The organism is Novispirillum itersonii subsp. itersonii ATCC 12639 (assembly GCF_000381985.1).
GTDB lineage: Bacteria > Pseudomonadota > Alphaproteobacteria > Rhodospirillales > Rhodospirillaceae > Novispirillum > Novispirillum itersonii.
In genome coordinates this window covers 276,049-288,162 of the sequence record NZ_KB907340.1, presented here as the reverse complement: position 1 = coordinate 288,162, position 12,114 = coordinate 276,049, and the positions used below count along the sequence as shown (strand labels likewise).

At 60.7% G+C, this 12,114-nt stretch carries 12 protein-coding genes; 7 read left to right on the top strand and 5 right to left on the bottom strand.

Annotated elements, in window-relative coordinates:
* The first annotated feature begins 171 nt into the window (after nt 1-171).
* The 7 genes from hrcA (at nt 172) to chrA (ending at nt 7,749) form a co-directional block, all read left to right on the top strand.
* Nucleotides 172-1,212, top strand: coding sequence for a heat-inducible transcriptional repressor HrcA (hrcA, locus tag G365_RS0108540; RefSeq protein ID WP_019645099.1), 1,041 nt, complete (start codon nt 172-174; stop codon nt 1,210-1,212).
* Nucleotides 1,213-1,339: 127 nt separating this feature from the next.
* Nucleotides 1,340-1,975, top strand: a complete 636-nt coding sequence (grpE, locus tag G365_RS0108535; protein WP_081628498.1) for a nucleotide exchange factor GrpE — start codon at nt 1,340-1,342, stop codon at nt 1,973-1,975.
* A 111-nt stretch (nt 1,976-2,086) separates the two neighbouring features.
* Nucleotides 2,087-3,730 carry an ArnT family glycosyltransferase gene (locus tag G365_RS0108530; RefSeq protein WP_019645097.1) on the top strand — a complete coding sequence of 548 codons (1,644 nt, stop codon included), beginning with the start codon at nt 2,087-2,089 and terminating at the stop codon, nt 3,728-3,730.
* 32 nt (nt 3,731-3,762) lie between these two features.
* Nucleotides 3,763-4,485 carry a phosphatase PAP2 family protein gene (locus tag G365_RS20840; protein WP_081628492.1) on the top strand — a complete coding sequence of 241 codons (723 nt, stop codon included), beginning with the start codon at nt 3,763-3,765 and terminating at the stop codon, nt 4,483-4,485.
* Between the two features lie 111 nt (nt 4,486-4,596).
* Nucleotides 4,597-5,526: an L-lactate dehydrogenase gene (locus tag G365_RS0108520; protein WP_019645095.1), complete on the top strand. Its 930-nt coding sequence runs from the start codon at nt 4,597-4,599 to the stop codon at nt 5,524-5,526.
* A gap of 80 nt (nt 5,527-5,606) precedes the next feature.
* A complete protein-coding gene (locus G365_RS0108515) occupies nt 5,607-6,308 on the top strand; it encodes a hypothetical protein (RefSeq protein WP_019645094.1) in 702 nt (233 codons plus the stop codon).
* 115 nt (nt 6,309-6,423) lie between these two features.
* The gene (gene chrA, locus G365_RS0108510) at nt 6,424-7,749 is read left to right on the top strand and encodes a chromate efflux transporter (RefSeq protein WP_019645093.1); all 1,326 of its coding nucleotides are present in this window, start codon (nt 6,424-6,426) and stop codon (nt 7,747-7,749) included.
* Here the strand turns inward: chrA and dnaQ are convergent.
* The 5 genes from dnaQ to G365_RS0108485 form a co-directional block, all read right to left on the bottom strand.
* Entirely contained in the window at nt 7,732-8,448 is a 717-nt protein-coding gene (gene dnaQ, locus G365_RS20835; RefSeq protein WP_019645092.1) for a DNA polymerase III subunit epsilon, read from the bottom strand. The genes chrA and dnaQ overlap by 18 nt on opposite strands.
* 32 nt (nt 8,449-8,480) lie before the next feature.
* Nucleotides 8,481-9,125, bottom strand: a complete 645-nt coding sequence (gene coaE, locus G365_RS0108500; RefSeq protein WP_019645091.1) for a dephospho-CoA kinase — start codon at nt 9,123-9,125, stop codon at nt 8,481-8,483.
* Nucleotides 9,126-9,255: 130 nt separating this feature from the next.
* Nucleotides 9,256-10,125 carry a shikimate dehydrogenase gene (locus G365_RS0108495; protein WP_019645090.1) on the bottom strand — a complete coding sequence of 290 codons (870 nt, stop codon included), beginning with the start codon at nt 10,123-10,125 and terminating at the stop codon, nt 9,256-9,258.
* Complete coding sequence (locus G365_RS0108490) at nt 10,122-10,736, bottom strand: Maf family protein (RefSeq protein ID WP_019645089.1); 615 nt, start codon at nt 10,734-10,736, stop codon at nt 10,122-10,124. The genes G365_RS0108495 and G365_RS0108490 overlap by 4 nt, the downstream gene beginning before the upstream one ends.
* A complete protein-coding gene (locus G365_RS0108485; RefSeq protein WP_019645088.1) occupies nt 10,733-11,599 on the bottom strand; it encodes a pyruvate, water dikinase regulatory protein in 867 nt (288 codons plus the stop codon). Before G365_RS0108485 ends, G365_RS0108490 begins: the two co-directional genes overlap by 4 nt.
* Nucleotides 11,600-12,114: the final 515 nt, after the last annotated feature.

Genomic DNA, 12,114 nt, shown 5'->3' with positions numbered 1-12,114 from the left:
GTCACCACACCAGCAACCGCAGAATTGTCATACCGGCATTTTTTAAACCGGAAGGAAGAGTAACCGGTCTGCCGGTGCAATTGACGATCCGCGCCCCCGCAACTACATTCCCCAGAGAGGCCCGCACTCCGGCAGGGCCATTGCTCCGCACGGGATCTGCACGGACCACTCATGACCTCCATCGCTGAACTGAACGAGCGCAGTCGCGAGGTCCTCCGGCTTATCGTCGATGCCTATGTGCAGACCGGCGAGCCGGTAGGATCCCGAACTCTCTCCCGCCTGATGAACGACAGCGTCTCGCCTGCCACCGTCCGGAATGTGATGGCGGATCTTGAAGACCTTGGCCTGCTGTACTCGCCCCATACCTCAGCCGGGCGCCTGCCGACGGAACAGGGGCTGCGGCTGTTTGTCTCCGGCCTGCTGGAAGTCGGCAGGCTGAGTGATGACGAGCGGATCGAAGTGGAGACCAAATGCCGCAGCGCCGGCCGCAGTGTCGAACAGGTTCTGGGCGAAGCCTCGCTGATGCTCTCTGGCCTGTCGCACGGGGCCGGGCTGGTTCTCGCCCCGAAAAGTGAGAGTGCCCTGCGCCATATCGAATTCGTCAGTCTGGGACCGGGCCGGGCGCTGGTGGTGATGGTCAGCGCCGACGGGGTGGTGGAAAACCGCCTGATCGAAGTGCCGCACGGGGTGCCGCCCAGTGCGCTCAATCAGGCCAGCAACTATCTGAGTGCCCATCTTAACGGACGGACACTGGATGAAACCCGCGTCACCGTGCTTGCGGATCTCGACTCCAAAAAAGCCCAGCTTGACGAACTCACCAGCCGCGTGGTGCAGGCTGGCCTCGCCACCTGGAGCGAAACCGGATCCGATGCCGCGCTGATCGTCCGCGGTCAGTCCAACCTGTTAAATGATGTGCATGCCGTCGGGGATCTGGAACGGATCCGTACCCTGTTTGATGCCTTGGAGACGCGGGAGCATATGCTGCGCCTGCTGGATCTGGTGCAGGGGGCCGATGGGGTGCAGATCTATATCGGATCGGAAAATCAGCTGTTCAGCGCCGCCGGATGCTCCCTGATCGTTGCCCCTTACCAGAACAGCCGGGAACAGATCGTCGGGGCCATCGGCGTGATCGGCCCGACGCGGATTAACTATGCCCGTATCATCCCTCTGGTCGATTACACCGCCAAGGTGATCGGCAGGATGATCGGTTAGCGCACCGGATGCCAAAGCGGACAGCGCTTTTCCGTCCGCTGCGGCAGAGGAAGCGGTGAGAGCGGTGGCCCTGCCCCGCCCTTTCCCGTACAGTCACCCTGATCTTTTTGAAAACAGCAGAACGACCATGACCACTCATTCCACTGACTCCATCCCTGACGATATCCTTGCCGCCGCCGCGACCGAACAGGCCCCCGAAGGCGCTGCCGGATCGGCGGAGCCCGTGCAGAGCGCCGACGAGAAAATCGCCGCGCTGGAAGCCGAGGTCGCCCAGCTGAAGAACGAATATCTGCGGGCTCTGGCTGATACCCAGAACGCCAAGCGGATGGCGCAGAAGCAGATTGAGGACAACAGCAAATATGCGATGTCCAATTTCGCCAAAGAGCTGCTGCCGGTGGCCGATAACCTGACCCGCGCCCTGATGGCCGCACCGGAAGCGGCCCGTGCTGCAAGCGCCGATCTGAACACCCTCGCCGTCGGTGTTGAAATGACGGAGAAGGAACTGCAGAACGCGCTGGGCAAATATGGTGTCCGCCGGATCGACAGCCTGAACCAGCCGTTCAACCCGCATCATCATCAGGCAATGCAGGAAGTGGACCGCACCGACGTGCCCACCGGCACCGTCGTGATGGTTTATCAGGATGGATATCTGATTCAGGATCGTCTGCTGCGCCCGGCGATGGTTGTCGTCTCCCGCGGGGGGCCGCAGCGGGCAGCGGATACCGATACGCCGGACGCCTCGGGCGTCAATCAGACCGTCTGACCTACCGCTCTTTCCTGTATGTCCCACAGCCGGAGATGACCTGTCATCCCCGGCTGTGCCACATCACAGACCACGTCAGTTTTTCCCTTTGTCCCGATCCGGGGGTTTACCGTGCAGGCCATCCTTCAAGGCTTCCGTCCCTATCTGCTGCTGCTGGTGGTCTGTGCCGCCATCTTCCTGCCCGGTCAGACCAGTCTGCCGGCAATGGACCGTGATGAATCCCGCTTTATGCAGGCGACCCGGCAGATGGTTGAAAGCGGCGATTACATCGTTGTCCGCTTTCAGGAAGAACTCCGCGCCAAGAAGCCGGTCGGGATTTACTGGCTGCAGGCTGCGGCAGTAAACGCCTTCAGCCACCCGGCAAAGACGGAAGCCTGGCCCTATCGCCTGCCGTCACTGCTGGCAGCGTTTGCCACGGTTCTGATGACTTTCCTGTTCGGCAGCCGTCTTTTTGACCGCCGGATCGGCCTGATCGCCGCCCTGACGATGGCCGGATCCCTGATGCTGACAGTTGAGTCCCATCTGGCAAAAACCGATGCGACACTGCTGGCCCTGACCACTCTGGTACAGGGCTGTCTCGGACTGATCTATATGCAGTCCCGTGGAGGCAAGGCGGCACCGTCCTGGGCTTCTCTGGCCTTCTGGCTGGGCATGGGGGCCTCGATTCTGATCAAAGGTCCGGTGACACCGATGATCACCGCCCTGACTGTGATCACCCTATGTATCGCCGACAAACGGGTCGGCTGGCTGCATGGCCTGCGCCCGGTGATGGGGGTCATCATCACCGTTGCCATGGTTGCCCCATGGATGTCCGCCGTCAGCGGACAGACCGACGGGCAATTTCTCGGCAAAGCCGTCCGCGAAGATCTGCTGCCCAAACTGCTGGGCGCGCAGGAAAGCCATGGGGCCCCTCCCGGCTTTTACCTGCTGCTGATTTCGCTGACCCTTTGGCCTGCTTCACTGTTTCTGTGGCCGGCATTGGGGCGAAGCTGGCGGGAACGTGCCCTGCCCGGCCTGCGCTTTGCTCTCGCCTGGGCGGTTCCGGCCTGGCTGGTGTTTGAACTGATCCCGACCAAACTGCCTCATTACACCCTGCCGATGTATCCGGCGCTGGCGCTGATGATCGCCGCCACACTGATGGCTGTGCGCGATGGCACCTACGACCGGCTGGCCGGATGGCCTGCCCGCCTGTGGTATCTTCTGTGGAGCCTGATTGCGCTGGCTGTCGCCGGGGCCGCGCTGTGGCTGCCGGTCCGTCATGGCGGGGGCTTTACCCTGTGGGCCATTCCGACCGCACTGGCTGCTGTCGTTCTGGTTGCCGGTGTGTGGTGGCATGTGCTGCGTCGACATTTCCTCAACGCGCTGGTCTGGGCGCTGGCTCTGGGAGGGATCACACAGGTGACACTGGTGACACTTGTCGGTCCGCGACTGTCAGATCTGTGGGTCAGTGAAAATGTGGTCCGGATGATTGACGAGGTTACCCCCGGTGCCGCCGTCGCCGCTGTTGGCTACCATGAACCCAGCCTTGTGTTTCTGACAGAAACCAAAACCCGCCTGACCACTCCGGCCGGGGCCGCCGAAGCCCTGATGACAACCCCAAACAGTGTCGCTGTGGTTAACGAGCCGGAACTGGAAGACTTTCATAAAGCGATCCCGGCCGGTACCCGGATCACCGATCACGGCGTCGTCACCGGACTGAACTATTCCCGTGGCAAGCCGGTGCGCCTGCATCTGCTGACCCGATCCACCCCGTAACATTTTCAGTTCTGCTGCCAGAGGATCCCCCCATGTCCCTCTCCTCTCTCCGGCATCGTTTGACACCGGCGCTGCATCTGGGCTCCCGCGCACTGTCGCAGGCCCGGATCTGGAGCCTCCGCCACCCCCGGCTGGCCACTCTGGTCTGGGGTCTGGTCGGCTGCCTGCCGTTGTTTCTGGGACTGGATGCCTGGCTGTCACAGGCGGTGCGGCTGAAGCTGTCGGGGGATCTCCGCGGCTTCTTCAGCACCATTACCGATATCGGCCTTGGCGGCCCCTGGTACATCGGTTTTGCGGCAGGCTGGCTGATCTGTATGGCCACTGCCGGGCTGTCTCTGACGACAGAAGCGCATGAACTGTGGCGGATACGGGCCCGCAGCTGGGGCTTTGCCCTGATGTCGCTTGCCGCCTCCGGGATCGCAGTTCAGGCCCTGAAGTTTCTGTTCGGACGGGCCCGTCCCAAGTTTTATTTCAATGAAGGCGTTTACGGATTTTTCCCCTTCTCGGGGCATAACTCCTTCCCGTCGGGACATTCTCAGGCCATCGTCGGGGCAATGACCGCCCTGTGGTTTGTCTATCCTCGGTTCCGTCCGGCCTATGTGGTAATCGGGGCAACCATTGCCTTTTCCCGTGTTGCGGTCGGGGCGCACTACCTGTCAGACACCATCATGGGCAGCCTGCTGGCAATCGTCGTCTGCCTGTGGGTCCGTGACCGGTACCGGGACAACGGGCGACCGGATGTCACTCTGCCATAAGCGGCGACGGCATTTTCCGGCGGGGCGTCATCAAAGGATCAGGAGAAGACAATTCCTCCCGGCGCCGTAATCCGTTAGGCTGATCCCCGACACTTTATGGGGAGACGAGCGATGAAGGTCGGAATCATCGGTGCCGGTCAGGTGGGCAGTGCTGCTGCCTATGCCGTGGCGCTCAGCGGCGCGGCCAGTGATGTGGTGCTGATTGACCGCAGCGACAAGCTGGCTCTGGCACAGGCACAGGATATTCTGCACGCAACCCCCTTTGCCGCACCGGTCCGGGTGCAGGCAGGCACCTATACCGATCTGACCGGGGCACAGATCATTATCCTGACCGCAGGCGTCAATCAGAAGCCCGGGGAAACCCGGCTGGAACTTCTGGACCGCAATACAGCTGTTTTTGCTGAAATCCTGCCGCAGGTTCTGGCCGTGACTCCCGATCCGATCCTGATTGTTGCCACCAACCCGGTGGATGTGATGACCGAGGTGGCCCAGCGGCTGTCCGGCCTGCCACGGCACCGCTGCATCGGCTCCGGGACCATTCTGGATACGGCACGCTACCGCGCCTTGCTGGCCGACCATCTGGGGGTTTCCCCCAATTCGATCCATGCCAGCGTTCTGGGGGAACATGGAGATTCAGAGGTGCTGTGCTGGTCTTCCGCCACAATCGGGACCGTTCCGCTGGCCTCACTGGCCGCGCAGCAGGGCAAGCCGCTGGACGACACCGTCAAAGCCCGGATTGATGCCGGGGTCCGCCGGGCGGCTTACACCATTATCGAAGGAAAAGGGGCGACCTGGTTTGGCATCGGCGCCGGTCTGGCCCGGATGGTCCGGGCCATTGCCCGCGACGAGCGGGCAGTCATGACCATTTCGCAGGTTGAGGACAAAATTGAAGGCGTCGGCCCGGTCGCCCTGTCCCTGCCCCGGATCCTCGGGGCGGTCGGGATCCTCGGAACGGTGATGCCGATTTTAAGCCCGGAAGAACACAGTCTGTTACGTACCTCCGCTGAAACGCTGATCAAGGCGGCAGGCCGGACGCCCTGACCCCCTGAAGCCACCGGTCCGGACCCCGGGAGGCTGGGCCCGGACTGGACGACATCCCCAACTTGCGGCACAACAAAACTATGGCCCTTGATGCAGAAGATAAAGCCGGTGCGGTCGGCTGCCTGAGTGCCCTCCTCGCGATTGGCGTGGTGGTCGGTGGCGTCTATTTTTATCAGAACGTCAAAATTTCTTCGGAACCAGAGAGTCCTGCCCCGAAAAAAGCCCCGATCACCAAAGTGCAGGCACAGGATCCATCCCGCAAAACTGTGGTGGAACAGGCTGCCCCGGTAGAAAAGATGGCCCGCTCGGTCTCGACCGAGGAAAAGGCCCCGCCGCCGGAAGAGGCCCCGCCGCCGCCGCAAGGGGTAACCGCTGCGGTACAGAACCTTGGTTCAGTCCTGCCGGAACAGACCCCACCCCCGGCAGCGGTTCCGCCGGAAGCGGCACAGGTCCAGACCGTTATGGAAGCGGAACCTTTATGTTACCGCGGCCGGGTCGCACGGCGAACCGCCAGCCTGTATGGCGGCGACGGGTTTGCCATCACCTATGGTACAGACGACCGCCGGGCTGAAGGCCAGCGCCCACGCCTTGAATTCTTTTTCAACGAGATCAGCGGTCAAAAATTCGTCACCTATCTCAGTCTGGCGGAGAAGGCTCCACGCGACTTCCCCAATGATCATGAATTCATGATCCCGTGGGAAACCGATGCCATCAATGCTGTGGTGGCAAAATGGATTGTCGCGGTTGCGGATGGGACCTGTCCGGCTAAACCAGCCCTGTAAGAGTCACCACCCGGATATGATCTTTTTGTGACCTCGGTCAGTCTGGGGTTGCCGCCCTCCTGTTCAGGCCGTACCCAGAGACTCCATACGTCGCTGCCAGACCGGATTCCTTCCAATGCCTGAGCATACCGTCAGCCTTGCTGCCAGCACCAAAGTCTGGGCACGGATTGCCCTTCTCAGCTTTGGGGGGCCTGCCGGGCAAATTGCCCTGATGCACCGGGAAGTGGTGGAAGAACGCCACTGGATCAGTGAACAGCGTTTTCTCCATGCCCTGAATTACTGCATGCTCCTGCCCGGCCCGGAAGCCCAGCAGCTGGCCACCTATATTGGCTGGCTGATGCACGGGATAAAAGGCGGGCTGATCGCCGGGGGCCTGTTTATCCTTCCCGGTCTGCTGGCAATTCTGGGCCTCAGCTGGGTTTATGTCCTGCTCGGCCATCTGCCGATGATCGACGGGGTCTTTTTTGGTTTAAAGGCAGCGGTTCTGGCTCTGGTTCTTCAGGCCATGCTCCGGCTGTCGAAGCGGGCCCTGAAAACCGGTTTCCTGCGGATCATCGCCGTGGCGGCGTTTCTTGCCCTCAGCCTGTTACAGGTGCCTTTCCCGGTCGTGGTTGTGTCAGCCTTGGTCATCGGTATCCTCTACGGACGGATCAGACCACAGGCATCTGCTCAGCCTGCAACACAGGATTCCCGTGCTACCCTGCTCGGTGACACCCTTCCCGCCCATACTCAGGTCTCGGGACAGTGGGCTTTGCGGGTCGGTGGTGTATTTTTGCTGCTCTGGCTGACCCCGGTGATCGGCCTCACCCTGCTGCTGCCTGACAGCACCTATCAGCATATCGCCGTCTTCTTTTCCAAAATGGCGGTGGTCAGCTTCGGGGGGGCTTACGCCGTCCTGACCTATGTTGCCCAACAGGCTGTGGACACTTTTGGCTGGCTATCCACTCCAGAAATGGTTGACGGCTTAGGGCTGGCAGAAACCACGCCCGGCCCCTTGATTATGGTGGTGCAGTTTGTCGGCTTTCTGGCCGGATACCGTGACCCCGGCCCCCTGCCTCCGCTCGTGGCAGGGTCCATTACCGCTCTGCTGACCACTTGGGTGACTTTTGCCCCGTGCTTTCTGTGGATCTTTGTCGGCGCCCCCTTTGTTGAGACATTGCGCCGTAATCAGGCCCTGTCCGCCGGACTGACAACCCTGACCGCTGCGGTTGTCGGCGTGATCGGGACGCTGGCCCTGTGGTTCGGCCTCCATGTTCTGTTCACGGAAACCGCCCTGCGGAGCTTTGGGCCACTTCATGTTCTGCTGCCAGACATAACCAGCCTGCAGCCCAGCGCGGCCGTACTGGCCATGCTGGCCTTTCTGCTGCTGCGCCGGGGCCCGGTAACGGCCCTGAGTGTCTGTGCCGTCAGCGGGGCCCTCCTGTCACTGGGACTGTTCTGATCCTTTCGGAGCCAGAAAAGAATCCCACAGCGCTCCTTTCACTTTTTTCCCAAGAAAGGCGCGATGGCGTTCCAGTTCTTCGGCTGTCGGATGATGAGGACGTGGAGCCCGGAACGGACGATCCACCACGATCCGTTCCACTTTCGTCACCACCGGGCCGGTGGCGGCGGTCAGCACCAGCCCCGGCTGGCGCCCCCCTCGCAGCTCAAGATACACTTCGGCTAACAGCTCGGAGTCTAACAGTGCCCCATGCTTCTCACGATGACTGTTATCAATACCAAAACGACGGCACAGGGCGTCAAGGCTGGCCGGAGCACCGGGGAATTTGCGGCGGGCCATCTGGACGGTATCAATCGCCCGCTCGAACGGGACGGTCGACAGCCCAGCCCATGCCAGTTCTGCATTGATGAACTTCATATCGAATGCCGCATTATGAATGATCAGCGGAGAATCTCCGATGAAGTCGAGAAACTCTGCGGCAATATCGGCAAACAGCGGCTTGTCTTTCAGCATGTCCCATGTCAGGCCGTGAACACGCGCCGCCTCTTCCGGGACCTCACGCTCAGGATTGACGTATTTGTGAAATGTGTTTCCGGTCGCAACGTGATTCAACAATTCAACGCAGCCGATTTCCACCAACCGATGTCCTTCGGACGGCTCAAAGCCGGTCGTTTCGGTATCGAGGACAATCTCACGCATGTCAGGGATCCCTTTAGGATAATCTTATGGTGTCAGTGAAACCGGCGTCTGCCTGTTCTGAAAACGCTCCGGTGATCACAAACGTCTTTCCGGCCTGTCAGATCGGCCACAATACGCCGCAGAACCCGGACCGTCACTCCCCGGCCCAGACCACTGGGAACAATATAATCAGCCCGCCGCCGCTTTTCCGCATCCGGCATCTGTTTCGCACGGATCAGGCGCAGACGCTCTTCTGTCATTCCCGGGCGGGCCAGAACGCGCTGCTCTTGAATCAGGGCATGCGCCGTAACGACCGCCACCGCATCGCACCGCCGTTCCCCCCGGCTTTCAAACAGCAAAGGAATATCGAGTGCGACAACCGGCGTCCGCCGTCGGCGATGACGGGCAAGAAATGCCCGCTCCTCCGCCTGTACAAGCGGATGCACGATCTGCTCCAGATCTCTCAGCGCCTGTTTATTGCCAAAAACCATCCGGCCCAACGCCACCCGGTCAACCTGTCCATCCTTGACCGCATCCGGAAAGCGATTGGAAATCGGGAGCACAGCCGCCCCCTTCCGCCCATACAGACGATGGACCGTTGCGTCCGCATCATGAACCGGCACCCCCATCTGCCGCAGCAACTGGCAGGCTGTGGATTTTCCCATGCCGATTGACCCGGTGATGCCCAGGATTTTCATGGCAGCCCCTTCAGAAGAATGCCGTCATCCAGAGCATGTGCCGATATGATGCCATCCGGTTCATCGACGACACGTCTCCGGTTTTAAGGCTGGATAATCGCTGCTCTCTTGCCCAGAAGTCACTCTGATTTTATTTTCTTCCCGAAATAATATGAGCCCTCAGGGCTTCCGTCACCTCAGGAACCACCCCAAACCACGCGGCAAAACCGGGTCGGGCCTGATGCAGCAACATCCCCAGTCCATCGACCACAGGATTCCCCCGTCGGCGAGCCTCCGCCAGAAGATCGGTTTCCAGAGGGGCATAGACAATGTCCGTCACCAAGGCCCGGTCAGGCAGCGCTGACAGATCAAGGTCCAGCGGCGGCTGGCCGGTCATACCCAGACTGGTGGTATTGACCAGCAGAGCGATCCCGTCACAGGCAGCATGGCGCTGATCCCAGTCGACAACGCGGAGCGACGTGGTGCGCCCTCCGTTCAGATCTGCCGCCAGCGCCTCTGCCCGCTCACGGCCCCGGTTGGTCAGAATAACTTCCGGGCACCCCGCATCCTGCAAGGCAGCAATCACTGAACGGGCTGCCCCTCCGGCCCCGAGAATCAAGGCCGGGCCAGCCGCTGCATCCCAGCCGGGGACCCCGGCCCGCAGATTTTCAACAAACCCGAAACCGTCCGTGGTATCGCCCAGAATGCGACCGTCAGCCTCAAAGATCAGCGTATTGACGGATCCTACCGCACGGGCCCGCTCCGTCAGGCTGTTGCCGTCTTCCTGACACAGCCGGAAAGCCGCTTCTTTATGCGGTACCGTCACATTAGCCCCCCGGAACCCCAGACGGACCAGACTGCGGACAGCATCGGCGAAATACGCAGGTTCAACCGGCAACGGCAGATAGGCACCGTCAATGCCATATTGCTCCAGCCAGAAGCCATGAAGACGCGGACTCTGTGAATGACTGACCGGCCACCCCAGAACCCCGGCCAGACGGGCTTTTCCGGTAAGCATCATGCCTGCACCACCTTCCATTGACGCAAAAAGTCCAGCAGCGGCAACAGTGGCAGACCACGGATCACAAAGTGATCCCCTTGCACCCGGTTAAACAGCTGCACCCCCAGCCCTTCGATCTGATAACAGCCGACCGTGGACTGTACGGCATCTCCCACCTGATCCAGATACCAGTCGATAAACGGTTCCGACAACGGACGCATCGCCATCCGCGCCTCAGCCACCTGATGCCAGATCCGCTCCCCTTTATGGATCACCACTGCGGCACTGATCAGCCGGTGGGTTTTCCCTGACAGGGCCAGAAGCTGGTCACGGGCCGCAGCGCGGCTTTCCGGTTTATCAAACCAGACGCCGTCACACTCCAGCATCTGGTCAGCCCCCAGCACCAACGCTTCGGGAAACCGCCGGGCAACCCGGCTGGCCTTCATCTCGGCCAACACCACGGCGGCCTCTTCCACCGGAGCCTGTTCCGCCCACAGGGCAGATTTGATCTCTGCCTCGTCAACAGCAGGGGGCACACTCTTCGGTGTCAGACCGGCACTTTCCAGCATCATCCGGCGCGAGGCGCTGCCCGAAGCCAGAACCAGAGGAGGACTACTCACAGGCATGGTCATGTCGGATATCCTGACAGGTCTTCCAATACCGACAGATCTTCTTTCTGGCGGCGTTTATGATCAGCATGCAGCTGCAGGATTGCCGCCGCCGCTTCCTCAATTGATTTGCGGGTCACGTCAATCACCGGAAAACCAAGGCGGGAAAACAGACGCCGGGCTTCCAGCACTTCTTCCCGCACGGTTTCCTCGTTGGCATAAGCGCTGCCGTCACTCTGGTTCATCATCCGCAGGCGATTCCGGCGGATATCAGAGAGGCTGCGCGGTTCCCGCGTTAATCCTACTTTTAGCGGGCCTTGCAGGGTCAACAGCCGTTCCGGGAGAGGGATGCCCGGAACCACCGGCACATTGGCAGCCTTCAGACCGCGGTTGGCCAGATACATACAGGTTGGCGTCTTTGACGTTCTGGATACCCCGAACACCACCACATCTGCCGCTTCCAGACCGTCAATCACCTGTCCGTCATCGTGATCAACCGTAAACTGCATTGCTTCAATCCGACGGAAATACTCTGCATCCATCACATGCTGACGGCCAGGCTTGCCACGGATCGGCAGATCAAGGACCGCTGACAGGGTCGAAAGAACCGGATCCATCACCGGAATATAAGGAACATCAATCCGGGCAAACCCGTCCTCAAGCGTCGCGCGGATTGCCGGATCCATCACTGTATACAGGACCGGTCCCGGCGTGGCGGCAATGCTGTCGAGAACCCGTAAGGCCTGCCCTTTGGTACGGATCAGCCACCACTGATGCTGACGGACATCGACATCCTCAAACTGGACCTGACAGGCCCGGGCGACTGAAGAGACAGTCTCCCCTGATGAGTCCGAGACCAGATGCAGGTTCAGGCTCTTTACCGGCATAGGCAGCTTTCCTTCCCAACACAGGCTGTGACGCACTGTCACTGCCACACCCGGAATAGCGCATTTTCCCGGCGAAGGGAAAGTCGACCACACTCCCGCCTTGCCTTGATACGGGGGTCGGGCAGCGACACTGGCCCCGAGTCTGTGGATAACCCCTGTGGACGGCGTGGGGGAGTCACTGAATAACCGGAGGTTTGGCGATCCCGGTGGAAAATCCCTCCCACTGACTGCTTTTTCCTCCCGGAGATCATCCCGCTGTGACTCCTTTCCTCTGTCCCTCTGTGAGTCCCCTGAATCCATCCCCCGGGAAGAGACAGCCCGGACAGGTTTTCCCCAGTATCCACATCTTTCCTCACAACGGGATTCTCAGGAGTCGCTTCGAGTCGTCCCGGAGTCCTCCCGGAGTCGTCCCCAGATGGGATAACTCTGGCCTTACACACACTGTTATCCACATCGATTCTGTGGATCACTTTATGAAGAGCCTGAATCCCCGTTACCCACAGGCCCTATCAAAA